The organism is Cryobacterium sp. AP27 (genome assembly GCF_056680495.1).
Genome location: NZ_CM155285.1, coordinates 801,095 through 827,951, shown reverse-complemented (window position 1 = coordinate 827,951; position 26,857 = coordinate 801,095). Strand labels below are relative to the sequence as shown.

The following is a 26,857-nucleotide window of genomic DNA, read 5'->3' as shown; positions in this document are numbered from 1 at the left end:
CGGCGGCAATTCGCTCAGCTGTGCAGGGCGGGGACCACGAGGTACAAGCCGTACAGACCGGCGCCGGCGCAGAGCACGAAGCAGGCGTAGCCGGCACCGATCGCGGCACGCTTCTGCCGATCGGTCAGCGGGTTCGCCGCTGCCGCCTTGCGTGTTCGCTTGGCCGCCTTCGCCGCGCGCTTGCGGGTGAGTACGGTAATGGCCCCGGTGAATTCGACCGGGTCGACGAGCGGGATCCGCCCTCCGGTCGTGAGCAGGCGCAGCCCGAGGGAATACAGGCCGACGACGACCATGGCGGCAACGAGCGATGCCCCCGCCACGATGCCGAAAGCGAACCAGTCGATCACAGTGCCATCTCCTTGCCAATCTTGCGGTCCGCACGGTTCTGGCGGCGCGGCGTTTTCGTGATCCTGACCACTCGGCCGGCATCGTCGATGTCGTTCAGCATCGTGTTGTGGGTGACCCGGTTGCGGCGCGACCAGCGGAACAGCACCACGATGACCACGCCTCCGATGAGGGCGTCGAGGACGATCCCAATCGGTCCGAGGGTGGTCAGCCCGGCGGCGAAGGCACCCATGATGGCGGACGCCGGCAGTGTCAGCATCCAGCCGAGGGAGATGCGCCCCGCCATGCCCCAGCGCACGGTGGCGCCGCGACGGCCGAGGCCGGATCCGATCACCGAGCCTGAGGCCACCTGTGTGGTGGACAGGGCGAAGCCCAAGTGGCTTGATGCCAGGATCGTCGCCGCCGTGCTCGTTTCGGCCGCGAAGCCCTGGGCGGGCTTGACCTCGGTCAGTCCGGTGCCCATGGTGCGGATGATACGCCAGCCGCCGGTGTAGGTGCCGAGCGCAATCGCAAGGGCACAGACGGCGATGACCCAGAAGGCCGGACCGCTACCGACGGCCTGGAAGCCGCCGGCAATGAGGGTGAGCGTGATCACACCCATTGTCTTCTGGGCATCGTTGGTGCCGTGCGCGAGCGCAACGAGGGAGGACGAGAAGATCTGGGCGGAGCGGAACCCGCCGCGGCCATCCGGCCGTCCGGCCTCGCGCCGGGTGACGGCGTAGGCGAGTTTGGTGGCCAGCAGCGCGATCACCCCGGCGATCAGCGGTGCGATGAGCGCCGGCAGCACGACCTTGGCGCCCACGACCGTGAAGTCGACGGCGTTCGTCCCGATGCCGATGACGGCGGCGCCGATCAGGCCGCCGAACAGCGCGTGACTCGAGCTGGACGGCAAACCACGCAGCCAGGTGATGAGGTTCCACACCGTGGCCCCGATCAGTCCGGCGAAGATGAGTTCCGGGGTGATCAGCACTCCGTTTTCGCCCTCGGTGATGATGCCGCCCGAGATGGTCCTGGCGACCTCGGTGGAGAGGAACGCGCCCACGAGGTTCAGGAGGGCGGCGACGCCCACGGCGACCTTGGGTTTCATCGCCCCGGTTGCAATCGGCGTCGCCATGGCATTCGCGGTATCGTGGAACCCATTCGTGAAGTCGAACACGAGGGCAAGCACGATGACGAGCACCACGATCAGGCTGAGGTCAGGCATTGGGTACCACTGTCTTGAGATCGGGGCCGAAGGTGAACGTGGCGTGGGCCGGAGCGCCGGCGAGGACTCCGGGAAGCCAATGCTTCGCATCGTCCCACATGTCGTCGACAGGAAGTTCCTCCACCGCAAACCACTCGGGATCAAGCTCATCGGATTCGCGGGGTGTCCCGGTCCATTCGGAGCAGACGAACACGGTGGACATCTGGCTCCAGGCCTCGCGCGACGGGAACAGGTACGTCAGTACTCCCCGCGGGATCAGGTTCTGCGCCTCCACACGCAGGCCGGATTCTTCCTCGATCTCACGCACCGCGGCATCGACCGGAGTCTCGCCCGGTTCGAGCTTGCCGCCGAGACCCACAATGTTTCCGAGCCCGAGGCCCTTTTTCTTGCGCCCCAGCAGCACCTGCAGCTGACCGGTCGGAGTCCGTCGGGTGAGGTAGCACACGCACACCTGGGGCAAAGTCATTATTTCAGCCTAGCCCGCCGGAAACGCCAACCCTGAAAGGTTAGGGTCGAAGTATGGAATACGTACCCGCCGCCGGCACCATCACCATGTTCACCACGACCTGGTGCGGCTATTGCTCGCGCCTGAAGTCGCAGCTGACGAAAGCGGGCGTCGGCTACCGCGAAATCAACGTCGAAGAGGTCGAAGGAACCTCGGAGCTCGTCATGAGTCTCAACGGAGGCAACCGCACGGTACCCACCGTGCTGTTCCCCGACGGTTCGAGCGCGTCGAACCCCTCCCTCGCCGACGTGCAGGCCAAACTCGCCTGAGCCCCTGCCGTTGCGGGGCAGGCAACGCCCGGCGTCGCCTGCCCCGCCGGAAGTTATCCGAACAGGACAGCGGCCTCGTCGTAACGGGCCGGTGAGACCTTCTTGAGGCCGATCGTCGCCGCGGCGATACTGACAACTTCGATCTCTGTGCCCCGCAGTGAGACCATCGAGCCCCACTGTTCGGCGTAAATGGCGTCGATCGCGCCCATGCCCAGTCGCGTCGCCAGGACGCGGTCGTAGGCCGACGGCGCTCCGCCGCGCTGCGTGTGTCCCAGCACCGTCGCGCGGGATTCGATCCCGGTTCGCTCCTCGATGAGCGGGGCGATGATTTCGCTGATCCCACCGAGCCTCGGGCGGTCGAACGCGTCGAGTCCCTTGTTGGAGTGCGCCTCTTCCATTCCGGAAAGCAGGAACCCCTCCGACACGACGATGACGGGGGCACGTCCGCGGTCACGCACGTGCTCGACCCATTCGCAGATCTGCTCGATCGTCTTCGGCTGCTCGGGGATGAGAATGGCGTGGGCTCCGCCGGCCATTCCGGAATGCAGGGCGATCCAGCCGACGTGGCGACCCATGACCTCGACCACCATGCAACGCCCGTGCGATTCCGCGGTGGTGCGCAGCCGGTCAATGGCTTCGGTGGCGATTTCCACCGCGGTGTTGAAACCGAAGGAGTAGTCGGTGGCTTCGAGGTCGTTGTCGATGGTCTTGGGCACACCGACGATCCTGAGTCCCGCCTCGGTGAGACGGTGCGCCGCCGTGAGCGTGCCCTCGCCGCCGATGGCGATAACGGCGTCGATGCCCTCGGCGTCGAGCGTTCTCTGGATGTTCTCCGGACCGCCGTTAGACCCTTCATACGGGTTGGTGCGCGAGCTGCCGAGGATGGTTCCGCCCTGGCGGGAGAGCCCACGCACGCTGTGCCGGTCGAGCGTCGTGAACTCCCCCTGCACGAGCCCGCGCCAGCCGTTGCGAATGCCGACGAATTCCGCGTCGTGCACGCGTTCGCCCTTGAGCACCGCGCCGCGAATGACGGCGTTCAGTCCGGGGCAGTCGCCGCCGCTGGTGAGGATACCGATCTTCATGGTCTTCTATTCCTTCAAGCGTAAACAAACATGGTTCGCCTATTCTGGTGCCAGCATTCACCCCGGCCCAAATCGGTTGCCGTCCGGCGTCTTATAGGGTGCCGTCGAGCGCCTGGGTGAGCAGGTAGACCAGCGCGCTGGCCTGGATCGAATCTGCGGACCGGTCTTCTTCCTGGGAACCGTCCAGTGCTCGAGCGGCGAGGCCCTGTTTGCTGCCGATCAGGTCGGCGATACGAGCGTCGATGGTGTGCGCGGCGATGATGCGCCACGCGGTGACCGGCTCATCCTGCCCGATGCGGTGCACCCGGTCGATGGCCTGTGTCTGCTCGGCGGCGGTCCAGCTCAACTCGGCCAACACCACGTTCGACGCCGCCTGCAGGTTCACACCGACACCGGCGGCGGTGAGCGAGCACACCGCGATGGAGACCTCCGGGTCGTTGTTGAACGCGTCAATTGCGGCCTGCCGGGCCACGGCGCTCTGATCTCCACGCAGCGAGACCGTTCGCAGCTCGCGCCTGGCGAACAGTTCCTCGGCGGCATCCATCACGTCGATGTGCTTGGCGAAGAACACGACCTTGCCCACCGAACGAGCCAGCTGGGCGGCGTAGTCTGCCGCCAGCCCCGCCTTGGCCTGGCCGATCTTGCGCACCATCGTGAACACGTTCTCGCCGGTGGTCTGGCCCTTGGAATCTTCGAGTTCGGCGTGTGCGACCGCGCGAATGTACGATTCGCGCTGGTCCTCGTCCGGCGCGATCGGGCCTGACCCGGAATGGCGGGCCGCGACGAGCGCGTTGAAGCGCACCACGAGACGAGCGCCGAGTTCCCGTTCCGCCTTCTGGATGGAACGGCCCAGCTCGTCGTCGAGTTCCACGGGGAGATCGGCAATCCGCTTCGCCGGAAGATCCGCGGCGACGTCCACCTTCCGACGACGCACGATGCCCATATCGATGACGGCGGCCCTGGCCTCGGCGTAGAAGCTCGGGTCGGCGGGAGTGAGCCCGGTGTCTTCGAGACGCTGCAGCAGCGCCGGCGCCGGCTTGTCGCCGTCGATCCATCCGAGGAACTGCCAAATGGCACGAAAATCATCGACATCGTTGATCAGGGGTGTGCCGGTGAGAGCCATCAGGAGCGGGTTGCCGCCGGGTGTGCGGCGACGAATCTGTTCCGCCAGCGCCAGCACATGCTTGGATCGCTGCGACTGCTGGTTCTTAATGAAGTGCGCCTCGTCGACGACCATGCCCTTGAACCCGAGAGTGCCGAGCCACGCGAGGTGCCGGTCGAGTACGTCATAGTTGACCACCACAACGTCGGCGAAGGCATCGAGGGTGTTGCCGTCACCGTGAATCACGGTCGCTCGACGATTCGGCGTCCACAATTCCACCTCCCGCGCCCAGTTCATCTTCACCACGTTGGGCACGATCGCCAGCAGCGGGTACGAGTTGCTCACGGACGCCGCGAGCAGACTCTGCGCCGTCTTGCCCAGTCCCGGCTCGTCGGCGAGCAGGTAGCTGCGGTGACCGAGCCTGGCACTTTCGATGAAACGAGCCTGGTGCCGCATGAGGTCCATGCCGGACGGGGACAGACGGTCGAGCGCGGGGGCCTCCGGCATGTCCATGCTGGCGGCCTGTCCTCCGGAACCGTACTCAAAGGATTTGAACAGGGGGCCGAGCAGATCCCAGTTGGCGAGGCGACGGGCGCGAGATATGGGCGCGGCCTGAGCGGCGCTGAAGTCAGGAGCCAGGAAGGGGTTCGCGAGCTGTCGCATGCGCACCGACGCGGGAACAACCTGGTTGGCCGGCGCGGGTGCCTTGACCTCCGGCTCGCGGGTGATGATGAGCTCGTCGGGGCTGAGTTCGGCCCCCGATTCCAGCAACCAGTCGCGGCGGAACCGCTGAGCAACGGTGGACACGCCGGCATCGGGCTCGAGCAGGGTGATCAGACTGGTGTCGCGAGCGGCGGTCTTCGCCAGGATCTGCGCGATACCGTCCAGGCGTTTGAGCAGTTCGGCGCGATTGACGTCGCTCTGCTCGGAATCGGCCTTGACCCTCGCGCGTTCTTCGCGCATGAGCAGCGCGATCACCTGGTACTTCGTGCGGTTTGTGGGTCCGAGTTTGCCGCCGGTCTGGGCCTTGGCCTCCACCTCGCGCACCTTGCGCGCCAGGATCGGAATGATCGGTGCATCATCGTCTCGGGATCGGGGTCGCATGCGCCGGCCTGCGTTGCCACGGTTGCTCGAACCGTCGGTGCGGGTATTAGCCATTGTTCTCCACTTCACAGCCTTGCGGCGCTGGTGACACGCTCACGAATGGCGGCATCCCAGGTGTTGCGGCATCAACAGACGCCGTCGATCGCTACAGTCAATCGCCAAGAAACCGGGGCCCCACCGGATTTCATCGACTGCATCTCGTCCTTCTGGAACGGTTGCAGTGGCACGGTGGCGTCGGTGACCGGGTCCTTCACGGGTCAGTCTACGCCCACAACTCACTCGCCCGAGCAAGACACGCGTCAGGCGTGCTGCACGGGCACCTTGGTTCGAATCCCCACGACGATGAAGACGAGAGCCGCGATGTACTGGGCCGAGGCCCATCCCTGGCCCTCGAGCGGAATCACGACGACCGGATTCCACAGCACGGCGATGGGGACAAGGCCGAGCAGCCACCACCAGGCCTTCGCCTGAATCACGAAGACCGTGAGGATGAGGGCGAGGATGCTCACCGCGTATCGGATAACGATGTATCCCTCGCCGCCGAGCAGCGCGAGGCCCGCCAGGAGCACGATGGCTCCGAGCAATCCGGGCGCAAGTGCGGCGCGTGTGAAGGTGGGTGCGGCCGGAGTGCCCATCAGACTCCCCCTCCGCCGCCGCCGCCGCCGCCGCCGCCGGAGAAGCCGCCACCTCCGCCGCCACCGCGGCCGGAACTCGACGAGCTGCTGGCGGTGCCCGACCAGCTCGACGTCGTCGACGTGGAGAAGGTGCTCAGCGCGCCGGCAAAGTACACGGCGCTGAACGCGTGTGTTCCCACGTACCAGTCGGGCTGCGTCGCCGTCTGTTCGTAGTATTGGCCCAGCACCCCCGACCATTCCTTCTCCTGGCCGAACAGAACCGCCAGCGGCAGGACACGTTCGGACAGTTTCACGATCTGGGGGCGGTCGGTGACGACCCCGCCCCCGTTATCCGGTCGGTAGGGCGAGCGCAGTGCGCCCGCCGGACTCTGCAGCACGCGCAGTCGGTCGGCTTCCGCCAGGCCTATGTACAATTTGACGCCTTCCAGGTAATCACGCAGTTCGGCTCCGCTCGCAGTCAGCGGGCGAAAATTCGCGACAGACGCAAGCGTGACCATGCTCGCGATGATTGACAGCACGATGATGGCCGCGGGCCACAGCCCGCCGACCACCGTGGCGACCGCGACGAGGCTCGCACCCACGGCGAGGGCCGCGGTGCCCACAGCGCCAATGATGAGCCACGTGCGGATCGGGTAGTCCTTCTTCTGACGAAGCCCGAGCGTCAGGGACGCCGCACGGGCCGCCGCGCCCTCCTTCTGCAGGGCCGCCGTCAGGGTGGCACTCTTCTTCTTCAGGTCCCGGCGCTCCCCCGCGGCCAGGCCGGGGAACAGCTTGGTGAGGATCCGCATCTCGGCCGGGTCGACGTCGTCCGTGTGGCGCAGCTCGAGCAGGTAGTGGTTCGAGGCGTCGGCCGACTCCAGAATTCGCACGTTTCCGCGCACGGCGAAGCTCACGAACTGAGCGGCCATGGCTGTGCCGCGCCGACGCATCACCTCACCGGAGGTGAGCAGGTTCACGCCCTTCGGCGGCAGGTATTCGGCGGTGATGGTCGGCCGTCCGGCCGTGCGGCGCCAGCGCGTGAATCGGAGTACCGCGGCAACGACGGCGAGGAGCAGCCCGAGCAGCGCGCCGAGCAGGCCGAGGCTGGGAAAAATGTTCGCCGTGAAGGAATCATCGCGGGGCACGAAGGTCCCGGGTTCGAAAACCACTACCACGGTGAGGTTCTCGTGCGCGTTCAGGTTGCGCGTGGCGGCGTCGACTCGCGACCCACCGGCGTCCGCGACGGGACCCCTGATCGTTTCGCAGGGCTGAGTGGTTCCCTGGGGCCCGCGGTAACAGGCCGCGTCACCGATGAGCGCGTCGGTGAGGTCCGGGTCGATGAGCACGGTCGCGCTCACCTCGGCGAACGGCTGCGCCCAGCCGGTTCCGTTGACATCCCAGTACAACTGCTCCGTGGCCGAATCATCGGGATAGAGCGTGACGTTCGACTGGACGTAGCTGATGACGTAGGTCTGGGCGCCGTGGACGAAGTCCGCATCGGCGATCGTCAGCTCAAGGAAATTTCCGTCCTCGCTCGTGAACTCGCTGGTGAAGGCGCGCGGCGTGCCACTCTCGTCGGTGACACTGTGCACCGTCAGAGCGGTGGGGTGCCCCTCATAGTCGGTGGGAATCGCCCGCAACAGCCCGCGGTTCTGATTGATGTCGGGAAAACGCGCGACGATCGTCTCCACCGTGGTCAGGGTGGAGCGGCCGTCGGCATCACGCCCGAGGGTGAAGTCTGAGTGCCAGGAGTCGAAGGTGAAGTCTCCCGTGCCCGTCTGCGCGGCGGCCGCGGCCGGCGCGGGCGTGGCGGCCGGGCTCCAGCCCACGATCAGGAGAACGGCGGTCACGAGGGCGACGGCAAGAGCGCGGCGCATCAATCGGAGCATGGTGCAATTCTACCGGCGGCTCCGGGGGTACCGGACTACCGGCACCCGCGACCCTCGCGTCGGCTCGGGCGTCGGCTCAGGCGCGCTGGATCGGGATCGACGTCGTGGAGGTCGGTCGTTGGAACAGCATCTCCAGCCCCGGCTTGAGCTCCGAGATCCAAGCTTCGTAGCCCGCCTCGGTGAGGTGCAGGAGGTCCTCGGAGAACCTCGGATCGATGACCCCATCCGCCTGGGAGAGCGCCGGCCACAGGTCGAGGTACATCGCGTGCTGGGTCGGTGCGTACTGCCAGATGTGCCGGTTGATGTTTCCGATGGAACGGGACAGGTCCCGATCGCGGGGCAAAACGGACTGCACCAACAATCGAGTGCTCGGCAGCGCCTTGCGCAGGCGGTGCAGAATCGTTTCCAGATTGCGCACAACGTACTCGTCGGATTTACGCCACCCGAGGTCGTTGGTTCCGATCAGGAGCACGATGGCGTCGGGCTCCAGCTCAATCACGGAGTCGAGATCGTCCACGACGTCATCGGTTGTGCGACCGCTGACTCCCAAATTGGTGACGTCGTATTCGGGGAACCACTCCGCCCAGTTTCCGCCCGCGGTCAGCCCATCACCGAGGAATGCGATGGATACAGACATCTGGACCTCCTTTGCGAACCATGACGGTATGAAACTGTGAGGCAGGCCACCCGCTCACCTCATCCTAAACGGCGACCACTCTGAGATCGAGGGCTTGACCCCTAGTCCAGCAGAATAGCCCCAACGGGGGGTAGGCCACCAGACCCTCCGCGGTCACGACGCGGCCGACGTGCTGCGCATCTTCGCGCCGTCGCTGCGCGCTTCGGTCGCCGCCGTGGCCGTGATCCGAGTGGCCATTCCCTCAAAAATAATGCCGTGGAACGGCAGGATGGCGGCCCAGTAGAGTCGCCCGCCGAGGCCGCGGGGGAAGAAGATCGCGCGTTGGCGGTACAGCGATCCACCGTCGAGTGCCGGGGTCACCGTCATTTCGAGCCACGCTCGGCCGGGAACGCGCATCTCGGCGCGCAGCCGGAGGAACCTGCCGTGGTCAATCTTCTCGACGCGCCAGAAGTCGAGCACGTCACCGCTGTGCAGGTGGTCGGGGTTGCGTCGGCCTCGTCGAAGGCCGACGCCGCCGACGACCTTGTCCATGAGGCCTCGAACGGCCCAGGCGAGAGGGAAGGAATACCAGCCGTTTTCTCCGCCGATGCTTTCGATCACCCGCCACAGGTCTGCGGGTGCCGCGGGGGTGCTCTTCTCCCTCAGGTCCGTGTACGCGACGTGACCGGCCCAGTCGGGGTCGCTGGGCAGCGGGTTGCTGGCCGCGCCCTCGATGGACGAGTTCCGCCAGCTCGTCTCGACGTCGCCGTCGCGCATCCGACCGAGGGCGAGGCGGACTGCGCGGCGGTAGCCGGTCAGTCCGCCGGGCGGAGCCGGGATGTACTCGTCGATGTCTCGCTCGTGCACGACGCAGTCGTATTGCAGCGACGCGATGATGGGGATGGCAAGATTTCGCGGAATGGGAGTGACGAGGTTGACCCACTGCGATGCCAGCCACGGGGTGAGCACCGGCAATGCGGCGATGGCGCGTTGCTTGAGGCCGGCCTCGAGGGCGTACCCGTTCATCATCTGTCCGTAGCGCAGCACGTCGGGGCCACCGATGTCGAAGGTGCGGTTCACGTCGGCGGGCAGGTCCGCGCAGGCCTGCAGGTAGTACAGCACGTCGCGCACGGCGATGGGCTGGATCCTGTTGCGCACCCACTGCGGTGCGGGCATGTACGGCAGCACATCGGTCAGGTGGCGGATCATCTCGAAGGAGGTCGACCCTGACCCGATCACCACACCCGCTTGCAGCGCCGCCGTGGGAACGCCGGATTGCAGCAGGATTCGACCGACCTCCATGCGTGAGCGGAGGTGCGCGGAGAGTTCGTCGGTGTCGGGGTGCAGTCCGCCGAGGTAGACGATTCGGGAGACGTTCGCGGCGGCGGCCGCCACGGCGACGTTCCGCGCGGCGACGCGCTCCGTTTGCTCGAAGTCACCGGAGGCGCCCATCGAGTGCACGAGGTAGTACAGCACGTCCACAGCGGTACACGCCGACTCGAGGGAGGCCGGGTCGCCGAGGTCTCCCTCGTAAATCTCGACCTGGTCAGCCCACGGCACGTCACGCAGTTTCAGCGGGGTGCGCACGAGCACGCGCACGCTGAATCCGGCTTCGAGCAGTTTGGGAACGAGACGTCCGCCGATGTATCCGGTGGCGCCGGTGACAAGTACGCGTCGAGAAGTCATGCGGGGCAGCCTAGCGGCTGCCCCTTGGAATTCGAACGGGTTTATCTACAGGACTGCCTTCGTGTGCCACACCGTTTTGGTTTCGGTGAATGCGACAATGCGCGCGAGGGCGGGCGCCGCGGCATCCGCTCCGGATTCCGGCGGGAGAACGCGCTTGAGCGTGTCGGCCGCGGAGATCTGCAACTCCACCCAGTCGAGGTGTTCCGCCCCGACCAGGTCGAGCGCGTTGACGTCGGCGTGGCTCGCCAGCCAGGGTGCGATTTCGGCCGGTGAACCGGTGAGAATGTTCACGACACCCCCGGGAACGTCGCTCGTGGCGAGAACCTCGCTAAGACTGATCGCCGCGAGCGGCGCCGTTTCGTGGGCGACGACGACAACCGTATTGCCGGCCACGAGAGCGGGGGCCACGGCACTGATCAGTCCCAGCAGCGAGCCGCTGCCCTGCGGCGCGATGATGGCGACGACTCCGGTGGGTTCGGGCACGGAAATGTTGAAGAACGGGCCGGAGACGGCGTTGGCGTTGCCGGCGACCTGAACGTACTTGTCGGCCCAGCCGGCGTACCAGACCCAGCGGTCGATGGCTTCGTCGACCTGAGCGGCGGCGGCCTGGGCGCTCACGCCCTCCGAATGCACGATTTCGTCGATGAACTGGATTCGACGTCCTTCGAGCAGCTCGGCGATGCGGTAGAGCACCTGTCCGCGGTTGTAGCCCGTGGCTCCGGACCAGCCGGAGACGGCCGCGCGGGCGGCGACGACTGCCTCGCGGGCATCTTTGCGGCTGGCCTTCGCGGCGTTGGCGAGGAATTCACCCTTGTTGGACACGACTTCGTACACCCGTCCGGATTCGCTGCGCGGAAACTTTCCGCCGATGTAGAGCTTGTAGGTCTTGGGGATGCTGAGGCGGGTCACTTGGTGGCCTTCTTTCCGGCTACAGGCTTCTTGACGGATGCGGCGGTTTCGGCTGACGGCGACGGGCTGGGCGCCGCGCGCACGGAGGGACGAGCCGAGGGCTTGAGGTACGCGGCGAGACCGTGGCGGCCGCCCTCGCGTCCGAAGCCGGATTCCTTGTACCCGCCGAACGGGCTTGCCGGGTCGAACTGGTTGAACGTGTTCGCCCAAATAACGCCGGCACGCAGTTTGTCGGCGACGGCGAGGATGCGGCTCCCCTTGTCGCTCCAGATACCGGCGGAGAGACCGTACGGCGTGTTGTTGGACTTGGCGATGGCCTCGGCGGGGGTGCGGAAGGTGAGCACGGACAGCACGGGACCGAACACCTCCTCGCGGGCGATCCGGTGACTCGTCGACACGTTGGTGAAGATCGTCGGCGTGAACCAGAAGCCGTTTTCGGGAATGGCGCAGTCGGCGCTCCACCGTTGGGCTCCTTCCTGGTCGCCGATGTCGGAGAGCTCGGTGATGCGCGCGAGCTGCGCGGCGCTGTTGATGGCGCCGATGTCGGTGTTCTTGTCGAGGGGGTCGCCGAGGCGGAGGGTGGACAGCCGCTGCTTCAACCGGTCGATCACCTCGTCGTGGATGCTCTCCTGTACCAGCAGGCGGCTTCCCGCGCAGCACACATGGCCCTGGTTGAAGAACACACCACGAACGATGCCCTCGATGGCCTGGTCGATGGGTGCGTCGTCGAAGACGATGTTGGCGCCCTTGCCGCCGAGCTCGAGGGTGAGCTTCTTGTCGGTGCCGGCCACCGAGCGTGCGATGGCGCGTCCGACGGCGGTGGAACCGGTGAAGGCGACCTTGTTCACGTCGGGGTGGTTGACGAGCGCCGAACCGGTGTCTCCGGCGCCGGTGATGATGTTGACGACACCGGCGGGCAGGTCCGCCTGCTGCAGAATTTCGGCGAACAGCATGGCCGTCAGCGACGTGGTCTCGGCTGGTTTGAGCACCACCGTGTTTCCGGCGGCGAGGGCGGGCGCGATCTTCCACGCGAGCATCAAAAGCGGGAAGTTCCACGGGATAACCTGGGCGGCGACGCCGAGGGCCGCGGGGTTGGGCCCGGCGCCGGCGTGGTCGAGCTTGTCGGCCCAGCCGGCGTAGTAGAAGAACCAGGCGGCGACGAGGGGCACGTCAACGTCGCGGGTCTCCTTGATGGGCTTGCCGTTGTCGAGGCTTTCGGCGACGGCGAGTTCCCTGGCGCGTTCCTGCACGAGCCGGGCGATGCGGAACAGGTACTTACCGCGGTCGCTGCCAGAGAGGCGCGACCACGTGCGGTCGTAGGCGCGACGTGCCGCGGCCACGGCACGGTCGACATCCGCGGTGTCGGCGGAGGAGATCATGGCGATCTGCTTCTCGGTGGCCGGGGAGATGGTCTGGAACGGGGTTCCGCGACCGGGCGTGAAGTCACCGTCGATGAACAGGCCGTACTCGGACTTGAGGTTGAGGATGGCCTGGGACTCCGGGGCGGGGGCGTAGTCAAGAAAATTCATGGGGAAGGTCCTTAGTCGATCGTCACGTAGTCGGGGCCGGAGTAGTGCCCGGTGGTCATCTTCTGGCGCTGAAGCAGCACGTCGTTGAGCAGGCTCGACGCGCCGAACCGGAACAGGTGCGGCTGGAGCCATTCCTCGCCCACCGTTTCCGCCACGGTGACGAGGTACTTGATGGCGTCCTTGGACGTGCGGATGCCGCCGGCCGGTTTGACACCGATCTTCTCGCCGGTGAGGCGGTGCCAGTCCCGCACGACCTCGAGCATGGACAGGGTCACGGGCAGGGTCGCCGCCGGGGCGACCTTGCCGGTGGAGGTCTTGATGAAGTCTCCCCCGGCGAGGATCGCGAGCCAGCTCGCGCGGCGCACGTTGTCATAGGTGTTGAGTTCGCCCGTCTCCAGGATGACCTTGAGGTGGGCGGACGTTCCGTCGCCGCGACGGCAGGCGTCCTTCACCGCCACGATCTCGTCGTAGACCTGACCGAACCGGCCGGAGAGGAACGCGCCACGGTCGATGACCATGTCGATCTCGTCGGCGCCGGCGGACACGGCGTCGGCGACGTCGAGCAGTTTGACCGCAAGGGATGCCCGGCCGCTGGGGAAGGCGGTGGCGACGGCGGCGACGTTCACACCGGCGGCGGTTCCGGCGGCATGGGCGGAGCCGAGGGCGGTCACGGCCGTGCCGACCATGTCGCCGTAGACGCAGACGGCAGCGACCCGCGGGCATCCGGGATCGCCCGGGTCGGGGATGAGCGCCTTGCTCACGAGGGAGCGCACCTTGCCGGGGGTGTCTGCGCCCTCGAGCGTCGTCAGGTCGATGAGGCCGATGATCGTGTCGATCGCCCAGCGCTTCGAGCTGGTTTTGATCGAGCGACTGCCGAGGTCGGCGGCGCGCGCCTCGAGGCCCACGGCGTCGATGCCGGGAATACCGTGCAGGTACCGACGCAGGTTCGCATCGGTGGCTTCCCCGCCGATGAGGGAGTGCGCACGCTGGGCCAGCTGGGCGGGTACCAGGTTAGTGGTCGTCATTGCTTGTCCTTACTCTGAAAGTCTGGTTCGGCACCGGGTGCAGGCGTGAGGCTCATTCGCCGGTGCCGAGGAGTGCGTTGGCGGTGTCCTCGTCCGTGACGAGCACAGTGCAGAGGCCGTTGTCCACGATGGCCCGGGCAACCCGGTGCTTGGCCCGTCCCGAGATGACGGCGATGGCGTGCGGGGCGCGCCGCAACTGTTCCAGTTGAATACCAACGGTACGCGCATCGAGATCCGGGTCGACGATGCGTCCGGTCTTATCGATGTAGCGGCCCACAATGTCGCCGACCGCGCCCTTGCGCACGAGGTCATCGATCTGGGCGACGGTGAGATAGCCACTGTCGACCAGCGCCGAGTTCTCGTCGGCCTGTCCGGCGCTGTAGAGGTAGGCGCTGGCGCTGGCACCCTGCTCCAGGACCGCTGCGACGGTGCGATCGGATTCGATGGCGCGTTTGGTTTCGCGGTGCTCGAAAATTGCCGGGCTGGGGAGCAGGGTGGCCATTCCTTTGGCCTTCTGGGCGATCATGACGGCCGTGGCCGCCGCCGTTCCCGCATGCTGGTTGAGGCTCACGCCGCCGTTGATCTGCACCACATTGACACCCGGTGCCCATCCCTGCTTGAGACTGAGGGATACTTCGTGCAGGGTGCGTCCCCAGCTGATCCCGAGGGTGCCGGGAACCGGCCGTAGTCCGGTGAGGTAGTCGGCGGCGGCCTGGGCGGTGCGCGTCTGGAGTTCGTCGTCGTTGGAGACCCCGGAGGAGGAGACGACGATGACATCGGTGAGGCCGGTGCTCTCGCGCAACTTGCGTTCGATGGGCAGACGGCGCGCTCGCGGGTGCACGATTTCGATGCGGATGAAGCCGTTGGCCTTGGCCTGGGCGAGAAGGCGTCCCACCTTCCACCGGGTGATGCGCAAAGCGACCCCGATTTCGTCCTGCGTCTGGTTTTCCTCGTAATAGAGCTCGGCGGCCCGAATGGAGAGAAGCTCATCGATGTCGCTCATACGTCCGTGCCTTTCCGCTGTCCTCAGGCCAGCCTAGGTTGCTCCGCGCCCGCAATCAACAGACGTTGCAGAATATGCTCAGATGAGCAGAAGCGGTGACGGCACGTCGCGCCGCGGCCGGGCACAGCCTAGGCTCTGAGCATGGAAAACACTCCCCCACATCCCGCCCTTGCCATTGACGTGGGCGGCACGAAGGTTGAAGCCGCCCTCGTCGACAGTCTCGGCGTCCTGGTTCCCGGAACCCGGCATCGCGCGCCGACCGGCCAGGGGGCCACGAGCGAGGACCTCGCTGCCGCCGTGACCACCGTACTCACCCGCACGCTCGCCGACCTGCCCGCCGAATCCGCCCTGCTCGGCGTGGGCATCGGGTGCGCCGGGCCCATCAATCTGCCCGGCGGCGCCGTCTCCCCGCTCAATCTGCCGGTCTGGCGCGATTTCGGGCTGCGCGACCTCGTGCAGGCCGTCGTTCCGGAGACCACGGTGCGACTCCGAATGGACGGATTGTGCATCACCCTCGCCGAACATTGGGTCGGCGCCGGGCGCGGCTTCGACAACGTGATGGGAATGGTCGTGTCGACCGGGGTCGGCGGAGGACTCATCCTCGACGGCAACACCGTGAGCGGCCCCACCGGCAATGCCGGACATGTGGGACACATCGAGGTCGGCGGATTCGACGATCCGTGCGTGTGCGGCGGAACCGGATGCCTCGAAGCCATCGCATCCGGACCCAAGACGGTGGCCTGGGCCCGGCGTCAGGGGTGGACGGGCGAAACGGGGGAGCATCTGTCCGCGGCCTATGCGGCCGGGGACGCGATTGCGATGCGCGCCGTTCAGCGCAGCGGCCGCGCCCTCGGGCAGGCGATCGCCGCCGCGACGACTCTCCTCGACCTGGATGTCGTGGCCATCGGCGGCGGGTTCTCCCAGGTGACGCCCGACCTGTTCCGATTCGCGCGCGAGGCGATCGCGCTGCGCACCCAACTGGCCTACGCGACCCGGGTGCAGGTGGTGCCCTCGGCCCTGTCTGGCGACGGGCCCCTGATCGGCGCCGCGGCTCTCATCCACCGCGCGTCGCTGGTGCCGTAGGCGACAGCGGCCTAGCGGGGCCGGTTCAGGTCGTCTTCGAGCATGTGCGGACGGGAGATGACGGCCGCCGCGACCGGCACCACACCCGCCATGGCGAGCAGGAAGAGCAACGGCCAGGTCCAGCCGCCGCTGACCGAGTGCAACAGCGCGAACAGGAGCGGGCCGAGGGCGCCGATCAGGTACCCGATGCTCTGCACAAATCCGCTCAGCGCCACCGAGCCCGTGTGGGTGCGTGTGCGCAGGTTGATGAGCACGAGGGCCAGCGGAAACAGGAGCGGCCCGAGCCCGGCGAACACCACCCACAACCAGGTGAGCGTTTCGGGTGCGAGCAGCAGTCCGAGGTCCCCCGCCACGAAGAAGCCGACACCGAGATACACGAGCCGTCCCACGTTCTTCATCCGGGCGGCCAGCACCGGAATCAGGAACGCCCCCGGAATGCCCATCCCGGCGTAGACGGCCAGCAGCACGCCCGCCTGGGCGGCGGTCAGCCCCGCGCTGTCCCGGAGCAGCTGCGGGAGCCACGCGAAGAACGCGTACGCGTTGAGCGCGGAAATCGCGAAGATGGCCGCGATGGCCCACGCTACCGAGGACCGCCAGATCCGGCCGAGGACAACCGGGTCGGCCTCGTCGAGCACCGGGGTCGGCACCGTTCCGATCCGGTGCCGCACCAGCATCGTCGTCCACGGCACCAGGGCCACGAGCGCGAGCACCATCCACATGCCGAGGGAGGTTCGCCAGCCCGCGGCATCCGCAACCGGCACGGCCACGAGTGCGGGAAAGAGCGTGCTGATCGCCACCACGGTGACGTAGAGCGAGGTGAGGATGCCGACGCGGTCGGGAAAATACTTCTTGACCAGCGGCGGCAACAGCACGTTGCCGATTCCGAGACCCGCGAACGTGAGGGCGCTCCCCAGAAGCAGGCCAACGGCCGAGACGGAGAGACCGCGGGCCAGATGCCCGAGCAGAATGGCGAGCAGTGCGACAACCAGAAGGCCTTCAAGCCCGATTCGGCGGGTGAAGACGGGGGCGAAGACGCCGAACAGGGCGAAACACACGGGCGGCAGCATGCCCAGAACGCCCAGCGTCGCAACGCTCAGCGGAATATCGGCATCGATCTGATTCGCGATCGGCGACAGCGCGGCGACGGCCGTGCGCAGGTTCGCAGCGACCAGCAGAATCCCGACGAATGCGAGGGTGCGGCCGTAGAACAGTCCGCGTCTGGCGCTCATACCGCCAGCCGGCGAATCACGCCGCGGCGCGTTCGACGCGAATGCGCGTGGGCAGGTCCTTCATTTCAAGCCAACGATCCACCGGAACGAGCGACGGCATGACGAAGGCCCACATGTCGATCAGCCGATCCTCGATGTCGTCCCGGCCGGTGAGCATGTCGGAGACGACCTGCACACCGGTGAAGGCCGAGACGAGGAACCGCGCCATCGCGCAAATGTCGATGTCGGCCGAGATCTCACCCTCTGCGATGCCGCGGCGCAGGTACTCTTCGCTTGCTTCCATCCAGCCCAGGTACGGACCGGCGACGGGCGTTTCGAAGTTCGCGGCCTCGATGGTGAGGCGCACGCCCGCGCTGACAATCGGGTCTTCATGCAGCTGGCGCGCCAGCTCAAGGGACATGACAATCAGCGCGCGCAGCCCGGGCACCCCGTCGGCCAGCAGCGAGCGACCGATGGCAGCGGATGCCTCATGCTGCGCGTCGATGATGGCGACCGCGAGGGCTTCCTTGGAGTCGAAGTGAAAATACAGCGCACCCTTCGTCACTCCGGCCGCCGCACTGACCTGCGCGAGGGAGGTGCTTCCGTACCCGCGAGCCTCAAACGCCGAGGCGGCCCCTCGGATAATTGCTGCGCGTGTTTCAATTGCTCGTTCCTGCTGTGCCATGCCACTCCTCGATCGTGCCTGCTGCAAGATTAGCTGCCCGAGCCGCGCGCGGCCGAATTACCGGCCCGGCCGGGCACTTCTTCGGTTCACCCGTTGGTGGTTCAGCCGCCGGGCGGCGCCGCCGGGGTCGGTCCCGGTGTCTCCGGGGTCGGGGGCGCCGGTTCCGGCACGACCTCCGGAACACCGCTGCTCGTGAACACGGTGATCGTGCTGCCCTTGAAGGCGGATCTGGCCGGGTCGGATCGAACCACGGTGCCGACCGGCATGTCGGAGGTCATCGCGCCGCCGTGCGCGAAACCGAATCCGGCGCGTTGCAGGGTGGACCGGGCCTGAGCGAGCTGCATGCCGCGCACATCGGGTACGGCCACCGGCACCCCGTAGATGACGTCGGATGTGGCATCGGCGAAGGCATCGCCACCGTATTTGGCGTTGGCGACGTCCATGACATCGGGCCACATGCGATGCCGTGCCTCCGACACCCGCCCGCTGTCGAAGCGAAGCGCGCGCTGGCTGAGCTTGCCGGTGAGGCTCACCACGCCGGCGACCGTCGCGACCTTGGTGCTGGCGCCCGTCATCCAGGTGTCGGCGCCGGAGTCGGTGGTACCCGTCTTGGCGATCATCGGTACGCGCGGGGACGTGGCATAGTACGACGCTCGCGCCGTGCCGCTCGTCATGACGCGCTGCATGGCGTAGGCCATACCCGCTGCGACCGAGGGCTCGACGGATGCCTCGCACGTCGACTTCGGGATGGGACGCTCCGCGCCGTCGGCACCGATGATCTGGTCGATGACGATCGGGCTGCAGGTCACACCGTTGTTCGCGATCCCGGCGAAGGCCACGGCCATGGAAAGGGGCGCGATCTCATTGGTGCCGATGACCGTCGCCGCACTCTGCAGGAGGGGATCGCCGTCTGCGCGGTGGATGCCGAACGATTCGGCGCGTTCCTTGATGTCGCACAGGTCGAGGCGTTTGGCCATGCCGATGAAACCGGTGTTGTAAGAGTTGATCGTGGATTCCAGTGCGCTGTAGTGGGCGCCGGTCTCGCCGAGCGAGTCATTGCGGGGATTCCATCCCTGACTGTTGTAATTCTGCGGGCCGAGGCACCGGTCCTGGAAGGTTCCCCAATTGGCCTTGCGCGCCGAGTCGACCCGTTCGCCGAGCGCGTGACCGTCGCTGAGCCACTGGGCCAGGGTGAAGACCTTATAGGTTGATCCCGGCTGGAATCCGCTCGAACCACCCATGTTCTTGTCGGTGTTGTAGTTCAGGCTGGTGTAATTGGCGCCGGTCGCCAGGACCGCCGGGTCCTGGCTGTAGTCCTTGCTCTGCGTCATGGCGAGCACGCGGCCGGTTCCCACCTGCACGCTGGAGATGACACCGCCGATGTCGCCGGCGCCGTAGGTCTTGGGCACATTGCGATTCATGGTCCCTACCGCGGCCGCTTGAACGTCGAGGTCGAGGCTCGTGTACACGTCGAAACCGCCGAGCCGGAAGTTGGCGGCCCGTGCCTCGGCGTCGGCACCGAACGTGGCATCCGCTTTCAGCACGCGTGTGACGTAGTCGCAGAAGAAGGCGTTGTCTCCCGCGGTCTGGCATCCCGTGCTGGGCGGGGTGATCACCGGTTCGATGACGGTGGCGACGGCCGCATCGTGTTCTTCCTGGGTGATCTTGTCGTACTTGAGCATTTCGCGCAGGATGTAGTCCCTGCGCTCCTTGTTGGCCGCGTATCCGTTGGCCGCGCCGTTGGTTGCACTGGTCGGGCGATCCAGCTGGTACCGCACCGGGTTGTTGACGATGGAGACGAGGCTCGCCGCCTGTGGCAGGGTGAGGTCCAGGGCGCTCGTGTTGAAGTAGTAGTTGGCTGCGGCCTCGATGCCGTAGACCGTTCCCCCGAAACCGGTGATGTTGAGGTAGCCGCGCAGGATATCGTCCTTGGAATACTCCTTCTCCATGCCGATCGCCAGGCGCATCTCTTTGAGCTTTCGGGCGGCGGAAATCTCGGTGGCGCTCGCGTAGCACTCCCGACTGGCTTCCTGATCGTCCATGGCCTCGCACTTCTGCACCAGGACGTTTTTCACGTATTGCTGCGTGATGGATGACCCGCCGCGTGTGTCGCCGCCGGCGAACGTGCTCACGGCCCCGCTGACGGTGCCCTGCAGGTCGATGCCGCCGTGGTCCAGGAAACGCGGGTCCTCACTCGAAATCACGGCGTCCTTGACGAAGGGGCTGATGGCGTCCGACCCGACCTCGACCCGGTTCTGCTCATAGAACGAGGCCATGAGCACCGGGGTTCCGTCGCTCTGCCTGGCATAAACATTGCTCTTCTGAGACAGCTGATCCAGTGCAATGTACCCGGGAAGGTTCTCAAACATGCTGATGGTGTTGGTCGCGGTCATACCGGAGAGTGCGAGGGCGGGCGTCACGGCCACCGTCACGAGCAGACCGGCGACGGCGCTCATGCAGAGGAGGCCGATTAGTCCCCCGACGGCTCCCCCGAACCGTCGTACTCTGCCGGGACCTGAGCCAAAATCCTCGTCCATGCCACTATCCCTCGTACTCGCGCTTCACCGTGCGGCAGATCCCCCTGCCGCCCATCCACTCTACGCAGCCATTCCGCGCGACGCAGCCGCCGCACCCGATGCCTCCAATTTACCCCCTCAGAATGGGGTAACCGGTCGGTCGGACTTTAGGCGTGGGGCTGTGCCGCAAGAACCTCGCGCACCCGCTCGACGTCGTCGCGAATCTGCTCGATCAGCGGTTCGATACCGGAGTAGGCCACCATGCCACGAATCCGGCTGACGAAGGACACATCGACGACGTGATCGTACAGGTCCAGGTCGGTTTCATCGAGAACGTAGGCCTCGACCTGGCGACGCTCGACACCTTCAAAGGTGGGATTGTTGCCGATCGAGATGGCCGCCGGGTATCGGACACCGGCATCCCTCAGCCACCCGGCGTAGACGCCGTCGGCCGGGGTGAAGCCCTCCGAATCCGGAGCGAGGTTCGCGGTGGGGAATCCGAGTTCCCGGCCGCGGGCGGCACCGTGCACGACCATGCCGCGCATCGCGGGCACATGCTCGAGCATCTCGGTCGCGGTCGCCACGTCTCCCTCGCTGAGCAGGTTGCGAATCCACGTGGACGACACTCGGCGGTCCTGGCGCGGCTTCACGTCCTCGATCAGTCGCACCTCGAAGCCGTATTTCGCGCCGAGTTCGATGAGCAGCTGCACGTCGCCCGCGCCCCTGGCGCCGAAACGAAAGTCGCGGCCCACGAGCACGAACCTGGTCCGCAACGCGGAGGCAAGAATCGAGGCGACGAACTCCTCCGGCTCCAGTCCGGCGAGCTGCCGGTCGAAACCGAGTACGAGGGTCGCGTCGACGCCGGTCTCCGCGAGCAGGTCCAGCTTCTGCTCGAGGCTGACAAGGGCATCCGGGCAGTGTTCCGGTGACAGCAGGGCGAGCGGATGCCGATCGAACGTCACGACGACCGCCGCCAGCTCGTGCTCCGCCGCGAGTGTCTTCAGCCCGGTGATCACGGCGCGATGGCCGGCATGCACGCCATCGAACTTGCCGATGCACACGGCCGAGTCCGTCCAGTCGGACGGTACGCCCGACGTTCCGTAGTAGGTCTTCACGCGCGCATCACCGGCTCCGGTGGTGCCGCCGCAGGATGGCGGGCGAGCCACCACATGCCGAGCAGGGGAAGCACCAGCGGTACGAATCCGTAGCCGCGCCCGAAGACCGACCAGACGGTCTTGTGCTGGAACAGGGCCGGGTCGAGAAGGCTCAGAGTTCCCACCAGCAGCACCCCGAGCAGTTCGAAGCTGATCGTGATCCACGCCACGCGGTACCAGCCGGGGCTGCGCCGAACGAGCGCGATGGTCGCCACGATGTACACCACGGCGGCGAGGGCGGAAAGGGAGTACGACAGCGGAGCGTCGGAGAACGTCTCAGCGATCTGCACGAAGGACCGGCCCGTGGCCGCGAGTGCCAACAGGCCGTAGACGGCGATCAGGAGTCGGCCGATGCCGGTCACTCGTCGTGTCGGGGCCGTCGATTCGGTCTGCTGTTGTGTCATGGCTTGGTAATTATCGCAGTTTCCGAGGCGGGTCGGCACCGGTTCAGAGTCCCTGCACGGTCCAAATCTGCATCATGCGGTACAGCATGACGGCGACCGCCAGGCAGGCGACACCGAGAATGACGGTGCTCCACCGGCCGCGTTCCACCAGAGCCCAGAATCCGGCCGCAACGGGGAGCAGGATGGCGCTGACCAGGTACGTGTAGAACTCCAGTACGCTCCCGGTGGCCGTGTTTCCCAGCCGGGGCGCCACGATGGCGGCGACGAACTGCACGAGCAGCAGTACCTCGACGAGGGCCGTCGCCCCCATGGTGAGGTCCGTTGGTTTACGACCCGCCAACCCGAGGATGACGCACAGGAGCCCGGCCGAAATGGCTACGGCGAGCTGCAGCCAGGTGAGCCATTCGATCATGCGTTTTCCCCCGCGAGCGTTGTTCCCGGCGTCGCGGCAGGTGCGGCGGGCTCGTCGGGCGGAAAGTTGAGAATGGACTTGGCCTGGCCGCCGCGCATTTCGACGAGGCCGACAAGCCGGCCGTCCGGCGCGATGGCGGCGATGGGTCCCCGGCCCTCCGGCGGCATGGTCACGTCGACGCGTTTGCCGTGGCCGAGGTCGATCGCCTGCTGTTCGGTGAGGTCCAGCCGGTCGAGCAGTCGGGTCGCGGCATCCGCCGGGGCGATGAGCGACGTCGCGACGTCGAGTTCCTCGAGCGGGGACGCCGATTCGATCCGGAACGGGCCGATACGGGTGCGGCGCAGCTCGGTCAGGTGCCCGCCGACGGCGAGCGTATCGCCGAGGTCGCGGGCCAACGCCCGAATGTAGGTTCCCGAGCCGCAGTTGACCCGCACCTTGAGGTCGAGAAAACCGTCCACCGCGGTGCTGGAGATCAGCTCGAAGGAGCTGACCGTGACCGGACGTTCCGTGAGCTGCACGTCTTCGCCGGCGCGCACGCGGGCGTAGGCACGTTTGCCGTCCACCTTGATCGCGCTCACGGCGCTCGGCCGCTGGCTGATGTCGCCGGTCAGGACCGTGATACCGGCGGCGACGGCGGCGGCCGTCACCGAAGCCATCGCCTCGGCGGATGCCCGCTCCAGCTCCTCCCCCTCGGCGTCGTCGGTGGTCGTCGATGCGCCGAGGCGAATGGTGGCGAGGTACTCCTTGTCGAGACCGACGACGTAGGTGAGCAGGCGGGTGGAGCTGTTCACTCCCAGAACGAGCAGTCCGGTTGCCATCGGGTCGAGGGTTCCGGCGTGGCCGACCTTGCGGGTGCCGGCGAGGCGGCGGGTGCGGGCTACGGCGTCGTGGCTGGTCCAGCCCTGGGCCTTGTCGACAAGCAGCAGGCCGCTGCGAACCGACTCGGGGCGCTTCATGCCGTCACCGGCGACGTCGCGGCGTTGCGCAGCGGGTTTGCGGACGTCAGGTCTGGTGTGGCGGGCGGCGTGTCGAACATGTCGTCAGCAGCCGCCTCGGGGGGCCGGAAACGTGTCCCTCGATGTCTCTTTCACAGGGGAAATAGTACCAGTCACGCCGGGGCACTTCCCTCGCGCCGGCACCGTCCGGCGCCGCCCTAGGCTGAAGTCATGCGAATTGCTGTGATCGGCGCCGGCGCCCTGGGCGGAACGTTCGCCACCCTGCTCGAGGTCGCGGGGCACGACGTCACCGTCACCGCGCGCGGCGGAACCCTCGCCGCGATCTGCCGGGACGGCATAAGGCTGAGCGGCGCCTTCGGTGAGGCGCACGCGCATCCCCTGGCCCTGGAGCGCCTCACCGTAACGCCCGAGCTCGCGCTCGTCTGCACGAAGGCACAGGACGCGGCCGCGGCCATCGCCGACAACGCCGGGTTCCTGAACGGATGCCCGGTGATCGTCGTGCAGAACGGACTGCTCGGGGTGCGCACGGCGACCGAACTCCTGCCCGATTCGGAGTGCTTCGGCCTGCTCGTGATCGTGGCGGCCAACTACACCGAACCGGGGCACGTGAGCGTGACCACGGCCGCGCCGAGCTACCTCGGCCGGGGAAGCGGGCCGGTCGACGCGGAGACGATGCGCTGGCAGGCGGTGCTCGGCGAGCCGCTGCGCACCCGCCCGATCGCGAACTTCGTCGGCGCCCAGTGGACCAAGCTCGTGGTGAACATGCTCAACGCGCTGCCGGCGATCACCGGGCTCAGCGTGCAGGACGTCGTCGACGACCCTCGGCTGCGACGGGTGCTCACGGCGAGCATGCGCGAGACCGTGCGCGTGGCACGGCGACGTGGCGTGCGGTTCGGCGCGCTGCAGAAGCTCGACGATCGCCGATTGCGCATCTTCTCGGGACTGCCTTTGTGGGCCGGCCAGATTCTCCCCCGCGGCATGCGCGCGCGGATGGGCCGGGTGCCCAACCGGGGTTCCACCCTGCAGAGCCTGCTGCGGGGGCAGCCCACCGAGATTGATTTCCTCAACGGAGCCGTCGTGCGCGAGGCGGAACTGGTGGGGATGGGCGCCCCGGTCAACGCGATGCTCACGGCACTCGTCCACGAGGTGGAGGCGGCCGGTAGCAGCCTTCCGGTGGCCGCGGTGCTCGCGCGCTTCGCCGTGCTCGGCCGCTCCTGAGGCCGTTTCCGGGCGTCGCTCGGGCCGGTCACGGCGGGCGAGCCGGGGATCAGCAGCTGTCGAGAAGCAGGCGGCGCGGGGCGTCGGCATCCGTGTTGTCGATCACCGCATCGACGAGGGTGCGCGGGGCGACCTCGGCCAGGTACAGGCTGTCTGCCGCGGTTTCCGGTTCGCTCTCCACGAGGATGCTGTACAGCCACAGGTCGTGCAGCTCGGACCGGTTGGCGAACGGGCCCTCCACGATCAGGATCGCGTCGGGTGACGTCGTGCGCCAGGTCGGTTCGATCCACCGGTCGCGGTCCGGGTCGAAGTGCTCGGTGACGAAACCGGCGCTGCCGTCGAGCCGGAACGGTTCCACCAGCACCCGCCGCAGCGCCGAGTAGTCGAAACCGAAGCGGTAGTGCCGTTCGGGTGTTGGTCGGCCGAACCGGTTTTGTTCCGCCGCCGAGCGCTGAAAGAACCGCAGGGAGGCGGTGAAGACCGTGCGCTCGTCGTCTTCGCGCAGCACCTCGGCGAGGTCGTGCGCAAATCGGGCGCGTCCGGACTCGTCGGTGCCGTCGACCGATAGGACGGTGCGGCCCTTCCCATAGTTGTGCAGGATCTCCTCCGCGAGGGTTCGCAGAAATTCGATGCGCGGTGTGGAGGGAAGCCTCATGAATCGAGCCTAGATTAGAACGGATGATCGTTACAGCCCCCACCACCGAGTCCGGTTCGCTGAGCCCGATGCTCAATAAGTGGTTTCGTTCCAACGCCAGGGACCTGCCCTGGCGACGCGACGGTTTTCCCCCGTGGGGCGTGTTGGTGAGCGAGTTCATGCTGCAGCAGACGCCTGTCGCGCGGGTCATCCCCCGGCTGACCGAATGGCTCGAACGCTGGCCGACGCCCGCGCACCTCGCCGCGGTGCCGCCGAGCGAGGCCGTTCGCGCGTGGGCGTCGCTCGGGTATCCGCGGCGAGCCTTGTGGTTGCACGAAGCGGCCGTGCAGATCACGCAGCGTCACGGTGGCCGCGTACCGGAGGACGTCGACGCCCTGCTCGCTCTCACCGGGGTCGGGGACTACACCGCGCGGGCGGTGGCCGCGTTCGCGTTCGGCCACCGGCATCCGGTCGTCGACACGAACACGCGCCGGGTGCTGGCCCGCTCCGTCAGCGGCCAGGGCGAACCTGCCCCGCCGAGCCGCACGCGCGACCTGGAGCTGATGTCGTCGGAGCTTCCGGAAGACCCGGTCGAAGCGGCCGTGTTCAACGCGGCGACGATGGAGCTCGGCGCCGTCGTGTGCACGAGCCGGTCCCCGAAGTGCGCCGAGTGTCCCGTGCGGAATTCCTGCGCCTGGCGGGCGCTCGGCTACCCGGCTTACGCGGGGGCCCGCAAGGCCGTGCAGAAGAAGTTCGAGGGCAGTGATCGGCAGGTTCGCGGCCTGATCATGGCGGAGCTGCGTTCCACGCATCGTCCCGTGACGCCGGCGGAGATCACCGGCCTGTGGGCGGATGCCGTGCAACGCGACCGGGCCCTTGCCGGCCTGATCGTCGACGGCCTCGCCGTTTCGGACCCTGCCGGCGGCTACACCCTCCCCGGCTAGCACGCACCCCCGGCTGGCACGCACCCCCGGCCCCGCGCATCCGGGGTGGTGTTTGGGGTCGTGGTGGTTGCCAGTTCAGATTGCCGGTGTTAGCGGATACCGGCCCAGTGAAACACGAGTGGCCTCTGGTTGCCGGCCAGGATCTCCTGAAGTAGCAACCGGAGGCCACCGGATGTCGACGCCGTTGTGAGGGTCGACGCGGGTCTATCTACTTTGCGACGGACTCGTCAGAGGTGTCGTCGTCCTGATCCGCGTCCTCGTCGGCTTCGTAGTCACGCGGTTTCACGTACGGGTCGGCCTCGCCGGCATAGGTGGCCGTGCCGGCGTCGCGCTCCGTGATGGAGTCACGTTCGTGCGCCTCGCGCAGCAGGTCGTCGATCAGCGCGGCGTTCTCGGGGATCCCATCCGCGATGAACTCGATCGACGGGGTCAGCCGCGCGGTGATGTTCTTGCCCACCTCGCTGCGCATCATGCCGGTCGCGGCCTTCAAAGCTGCGGCGCTGTCGGTGCGTTCCTCGATCGAACCGTACACGGTGTAAAAAACCGAGGCGTGCTGCAGGTCGCCCGTCACCTTCACGTCGGTGATGGTCACGAAGCCCAGGCGAGGGTCGCGCAGGCCGCGTTCCAGACGTTTGGCGATGATGACCTTGATGCGGTCCGCCATCTTTCTCGCGCGTTCCGGATCTGCCATGACTTTCTCCTTCTATCAAACTGCGGTTGCGGTGATTCACCGTTGCATTACTTCAGTGTGGCGTTAAACA

General features: G+C 67.0%; 27 protein-coding genes. 4 read left to right on the top strand and 23 right to left on the bottom strand.

Translation table 11 applies throughout. From position 1 onward, the window contains the following. Positions 1-14: 14 nt before the first annotated feature. Genes AC1MB9_RS03800 through AC1MB9_RS03790 form a run of 3 tightly spaced genes read right to left on the bottom strand, consistent with a single transcriptional unit; the run spans position 15 to position 2,015 of the window. Positions 15-347 carry a peptidase gene (locus AC1MB9_RS03800; RefSeq protein WP_479963714.1) on the bottom strand — a complete coding sequence of 111 codons (333 nt, stop codon included), beginning with the start codon at positions 345-347 and terminating at the stop codon, positions 15-17. Beyond that, complete coding sequence (locus AC1MB9_RS03795) at positions 344-1,549, bottom strand: inorganic phosphate transporter (RefSeq protein ID WP_479963713.1); 1,206 nt, start codon at positions 1,547-1,549, stop codon at positions 344-346. The genes AC1MB9_RS03800 and AC1MB9_RS03795 overlap by 4 nt, the downstream gene beginning before the upstream one ends. Further along, on the bottom strand, positions 1,542-2,015 hold the full coding sequence (locus tag AC1MB9_RS03790) for an 8-oxo-dGTP diphosphatase (protein WP_479963712.1): 474 nt from the start codon (positions 2,013-2,015) through the stop codon (positions 1,542-1,544). The genes AC1MB9_RS03795 and AC1MB9_RS03790 overlap by 8 nt, the downstream gene beginning before the upstream one ends. A 53-nt stretch (positions 2,016-2,068) precedes the next feature. On the opposite strand from AC1MB9_RS03790, the gene AC1MB9_RS03785 reads away from it, so the two are divergent. Continuing rightward, complete coding sequence (locus AC1MB9_RS03785; protein ID WP_479963711.1) at positions 2,069-2,323, top strand: mycoredoxin; 255 nt, start codon at positions 2,069-2,071, stop codon at positions 2,321-2,323. Between the two features lie 53 nt (positions 2,324-2,376). Here the strand turns inward: AC1MB9_RS03785 and AC1MB9_RS03780 are convergent, their stop codons facing one another. The 11 genes from AC1MB9_RS03780 to AC1MB9_RS03730 all read right to left on the bottom strand — a co-directional run bounded on the left by AC1MB9_RS03780 (position 2,377) and on the right by AC1MB9_RS03730 (position 14,882). After that, a complete protein-coding gene (locus AC1MB9_RS03780) occupies positions 2,377-3,405 on the bottom strand; it encodes a 6-phosphofructokinase (RefSeq protein ID WP_479963710.1) in 1,029 nt (342 codons plus the stop codon). 91 nt (positions 3,406-3,496) lie between these two features. After that, the gene (locus AC1MB9_RS03775) at positions 3,497-5,611 is read right to left on the bottom strand and encodes a DEAD/DEAH box helicase (RefSeq protein WP_479963709.1); all 2,115 of its coding nucleotides are present in this window, start codon (positions 5,609-5,611) and stop codon (positions 3,497-3,499) included. A 125-nt stretch (positions 5,612-5,736) separates the two neighbouring features. Further along, on the bottom strand, positions 5,737-5,865 hold the full coding sequence (locus tag AC1MB9_RS03770; RefSeq protein ID WP_479963708.1) for a hypothetical protein: 129 nt from the start codon (positions 5,863-5,865) through the stop codon (positions 5,737-5,739). A 45-nt stretch (positions 5,866-5,910) separates the two neighbouring features. Next, positions 5,911-6,246 carry a DUF6804 family protein gene (locus tag AC1MB9_RS03765; RefSeq protein ID WP_479963707.1) on the bottom strand — a complete coding sequence of 112 codons (336 nt, stop codon included), beginning with the start codon at positions 6,244-6,246 and terminating at the stop codon, positions 5,911-5,913. Beyond that, positions 6,246-8,114, bottom strand: coding sequence for a DUF2207 family protein (locus AC1MB9_RS03760; RefSeq protein ID WP_479963706.1), 1,869 nt, complete (start codon positions 8,112-8,114; stop codon positions 6,246-6,248). Before AC1MB9_RS03760 ends, AC1MB9_RS03765 begins: the two co-directional genes overlap by 1 nt. Before the next feature lie 76 nt (positions 8,115-8,190). After that, positions 8,191-8,751 (bottom strand): GDSL-type esterase/lipase family protein, encoded by a 561-nt coding sequence (locus AC1MB9_RS03755; RefSeq protein WP_479963705.1) that lies wholly within the window; start codon positions 8,749-8,751, stop codon positions 8,191-8,193. 153 nt (positions 8,752-8,904) lie between these two features. Beyond that, positions 8,905-10,416 (bottom strand): SDR family oxidoreductase, encoded by a 1,512-nt coding sequence (locus AC1MB9_RS03750; protein ID WP_479963704.1) that lies wholly within the window; start codon positions 10,414-10,416, stop codon positions 8,905-8,907. 45 nt (positions 10,417-10,461) lie between these two features. Then, entirely contained in the window at positions 10,462-11,325 is an 864-nt protein-coding gene (locus AC1MB9_RS03745; protein ID WP_479963703.1) for an aldehyde dehydrogenase family protein, read from the bottom strand. Then, a complete protein-coding gene (locus tag AC1MB9_RS03740; protein WP_479963702.1) occupies positions 11,322-12,854 on the bottom strand; it encodes an aldehyde dehydrogenase family protein in 1,533 nt (510 codons plus the stop codon). The genes AC1MB9_RS03745 and AC1MB9_RS03740 overlap by 4 nt, the downstream gene beginning before the upstream one ends. A gap of 11 nt (positions 12,855-12,865) precedes the next feature. Beyond that, the gene (gene deoC / locus AC1MB9_RS03735) at positions 12,866-13,879 is read right to left on the bottom strand and encodes a deoxyribose-phosphate aldolase (RefSeq protein WP_479963701.1); all 1,014 of its coding nucleotides are present in this window, start codon (positions 13,877-13,879) and stop codon (positions 12,866-12,868) included. Between the two features lie 52 nt (positions 13,880-13,931). After that, a complete protein-coding gene (locus tag AC1MB9_RS03730) occupies positions 13,932-14,882 on the bottom strand; it encodes a sugar-binding transcriptional regulator (protein WP_479963700.1) in 951 nt (316 codons plus the stop codon). Positions 14,883-15,023: 141 nt separating this feature from the next. Between AC1MB9_RS03730 and AC1MB9_RS03725 the strand changes: the two genes are divergently transcribed. Beyond that, positions 15,024-15,965 carry an ROK family protein gene (locus AC1MB9_RS03725; protein ID WP_479963699.1) on the top strand — a complete coding sequence of 314 codons (942 nt, stop codon included), beginning with the start codon at positions 15,024-15,026 and terminating at the stop codon, positions 15,963-15,965. 11 nt (positions 15,966-15,976) lie between these two features. Here AC1MB9_RS03725 and AC1MB9_RS03720 read toward each other — a convergent pair whose 3' ends face one another. The 7 genes from AC1MB9_RS03720 to truB form a co-directional block, all read right to left on the bottom strand. After that, entirely contained in the window at positions 15,977-17,194 is a 1,218-nt protein-coding gene (locus tag AC1MB9_RS03720; RefSeq protein ID WP_479963698.1) for an MFS transporter, read from the bottom strand. A gap of 16 nt (positions 17,195-17,210) precedes the next feature. Then, on the bottom strand, positions 17,211-17,858 hold the full coding sequence (locus AC1MB9_RS03715; RefSeq protein WP_479963697.1) for a ScbR family autoregulator-binding transcription factor: 648 nt from the start codon (positions 17,856-17,858) through the stop codon (positions 17,211-17,213). A gap of 101 nt (positions 17,859-17,959) precedes the next feature. Then, a complete protein-coding gene (locus tag AC1MB9_RS03710) occupies positions 17,960-20,395 on the bottom strand; it encodes a transglycosylase domain-containing protein (protein ID WP_479963696.1) in 2,436 nt (811 codons plus the stop codon). Positions 20,396-20,541: 146 nt separating this feature from the next. After that, positions 20,542-21,489 carry a bifunctional riboflavin kinase/FAD synthetase gene (locus AC1MB9_RS03705; RefSeq protein ID WP_479963695.1) on the bottom strand — a complete coding sequence of 316 codons (948 nt, stop codon included), beginning with the start codon at positions 21,487-21,489 and terminating at the stop codon, positions 20,542-20,544. Then, a complete protein-coding gene (locus tag AC1MB9_RS03700) occupies positions 21,486-21,932 on the bottom strand; it encodes a hypothetical protein (protein WP_479963694.1) in 447 nt (148 codons plus the stop codon). The genes AC1MB9_RS03705 and AC1MB9_RS03700 overlap by 4 nt, the downstream gene beginning before the upstream one ends. 43 nt (positions 21,933-21,975) lie before the next feature. Beyond that, the gene (locus tag AC1MB9_RS03695) at positions 21,976-22,344 is read right to left on the bottom strand and encodes a hypothetical protein (protein WP_479963693.1); all 369 of its coding nucleotides are present in this window, start codon (positions 22,342-22,344) and stop codon (positions 21,976-21,978) included. After that, complete coding sequence (gene truB / locus AC1MB9_RS03690) at positions 22,341-23,300, bottom strand: tRNA pseudouridine(55) synthase TruB (protein WP_479963692.1); 960 nt, start codon at positions 23,298-23,300, stop codon at positions 22,341-22,343. Before truB ends, AC1MB9_RS03695 begins: the two co-directional genes overlap by 4 nt. A 210-nt stretch (positions 23,301-23,510) precedes the next feature. Between truB and AC1MB9_RS03685 the strand changes: the two genes are divergently transcribed. Then, complete coding sequence (locus AC1MB9_RS03685; RefSeq protein ID WP_479963691.1) at positions 23,511-24,518, top strand: ketopantoate reductase family protein; 1,008 nt, start codon at positions 23,511-23,513, stop codon at positions 24,516-24,518. 49 nt (positions 24,519-24,567) lie between these two features. Here AC1MB9_RS03685 and AC1MB9_RS03680 read toward each other — a convergent pair whose 3' ends face one another. Further along, positions 24,568-25,173: a nucleoside/nucleotide kinase family protein gene (locus tag AC1MB9_RS03680; RefSeq protein WP_479963690.1), complete on the bottom strand. Its 606-nt coding sequence runs from the start codon at positions 25,171-25,173 to the stop codon at positions 24,568-24,570. 23 nt (positions 25,174-25,196) lie between these two features. Here AC1MB9_RS03680 and AC1MB9_RS03675 point away from each other — a divergent pair, with 23 nt between their 5' ends. Further along, positions 25,197-26,096 (top strand): HhH-GPD family protein, encoded by a 900-nt coding sequence (locus AC1MB9_RS03675; RefSeq protein ID WP_479963689.1) that lies wholly within the window; start codon positions 25,197-25,199, stop codon positions 26,094-26,096. Positions 26,097-26,304: 208 nt separating this feature from the next. On the opposite strand, the gene rbfA is transcribed toward AC1MB9_RS03675, so the two are convergent. Then, on the bottom strand, positions 26,305-26,787 hold the full coding sequence (gene rbfA, locus AC1MB9_RS03670; RefSeq protein ID WP_479963688.1) for a 30S ribosome-binding factor RbfA: 483 nt from the start codon (positions 26,785-26,787) through the stop codon (positions 26,305-26,307). Between the last annotated feature and the right edge of the window lie 70 nt (positions 26,788-26,857).

Bases quoted from the DNA above. Each gene is read 5' to 3' on its own strand.
- AC1MB9_RS03795 (WP_479963713.1), bottom strand. From the start codon at position 1,549: ATGCCTGACCTCAGCCTGATCGTGGTGCTCGTCATCGTGCTTGCCCTC.
- AC1MB9_RS03790 (WP_479963712.1), bottom strand. From the start codon at position 2,015: ATGACTTTGCCCCAGGTGTGCGTGTGCTACCTCACCCGACGGACTCCG.
- AC1MB9_RS03785 (WP_479963711.1), top strand. From the start codon at position 2,069: ATGGAATACGTACCCGCCGCCGGCACCATCACCATGTTCACCACGACC.
- AC1MB9_RS03780 (WP_479963710.1), bottom strand. From the start codon at position 3,405: ATGAAGATCGGTATCCTCACCAGCGGCGGCGACTGCCCCGGACTGAAC.
- AC1MB9_RS03775 (WP_479963709.1), bottom strand. From the start codon at position 5,611: ATGCGACCCCGATCCCGAGACGATGATGCACCGATCATTCCGATCCTG.
- AC1MB9_RS03765 (WP_479963707.1), bottom strand. From the start codon at position 6,246: ATGGGCACTCCGGCCGCACCCACCTTCACACGCGCCGCACTTGCGCCC.
- AC1MB9_RS03760 (WP_479963706.1), bottom strand. From the start codon at position 8,114: ATGCTCCGATTGATGCGCCGCGCTCTTGCCGTCGCCCTCGTGACCGCC.
- AC1MB9_RS03755 (WP_479963705.1), bottom strand. From the start codon at position 8,751: ATGTCTGTATCCATCGCATTCCTCGGTGATGGGCTGACCGCGGGCGGA.
- AC1MB9_RS03750 (WP_479963704.1), bottom strand. From the start codon at position 10,416: ATGACTTCTCGACGCGTACTTGTCACCGGCGCCACCGGATACATCGGC.
- AC1MB9_RS03740 (WP_479963702.1), bottom strand. From the start codon at position 12,854: ATGAATTTTCTTGACTACGCCCCCGCCCCGGAGTCCCAGGCCATCCTC.
- deoC (WP_479963701.1), bottom strand. From the start codon at position 13,879: ATGACGACCACTAACCTGGTACCCGCCCAGCTGGCCCAGCGTGCGCAC.
- AC1MB9_RS03730 (WP_479963700.1), bottom strand. From the start codon at position 14,882: ATGAGCGACATCGATGAGCTTCTCTCCATTCGGGCCGCCGAGCTCTAT.
- AC1MB9_RS03725 (WP_479963699.1), top strand. From the start codon at position 15,024: ATGGAAAACACTCCCCCACATCCCGCCCTTGCCATTGACGTGGGCGGC.
- AC1MB9_RS03720 (WP_479963698.1), bottom strand. From the start codon at position 17,194: ATGAGCGCCAGACGCGGACTGTTCTACGGCCGCACCCTCGCATTCGTC.
- AC1MB9_RS03715 (WP_479963697.1), bottom strand. From the start codon at position 17,858: ATGGCACAGCAGGAACGAGCAATTGAAACACGCGCAGCAATTATCCGA.
- AC1MB9_RS03710 (WP_479963696.1), bottom strand. From the start codon at position 20,395: ATGGACGAGGATTTTGGCTCAGGTCCCGGCAGAGTACGACGGTTCGGG.
- AC1MB9_RS03700 (WP_479963694.1), bottom strand. From the start codon at position 21,932: ATGACACAACAGCAGACCGAATCGACGGCCCCGACACGACGAGTGACC.
- AC1MB9_RS03695 (WP_479963693.1), bottom strand. From the start codon at position 22,344: ATGATCGAATGGCTCACCTGGCTGCAGCTCGCCGTAGCCATTTCGGCC.
- truB (WP_479963692.1), bottom strand. From the start codon at position 23,300: ATGAAGCGCCCCGAGTCGGTTCGCAGCGGCCTGCTGCTTGTCGACAAG.
- AC1MB9_RS03685 (WP_479963691.1), top strand. From the start codon at position 23,511: ATGCGAATTGCTGTGATCGGCGCCGGCGCCCTGGGCGGAACGTTCGCC.
- AC1MB9_RS03680 (WP_479963690.1), bottom strand. From the start codon at position 25,173: ATGAGGCTTCCCTCCACACCGCGCATCGAATTTCTGCGAACCCTCGCG.
- AC1MB9_RS03675 (WP_479963689.1), top strand. From the start codon at position 25,197: ATGATCGTTACAGCCCCCACCACCGAGTCCGGTTCGCTGAGCCCGATG.
- rbfA (WP_479963688.1), bottom strand. From the start codon at position 26,787: ATGGCAGATCCGGAACGCGCGAGAAAGATGGCGGACCGCATCAAGGTC.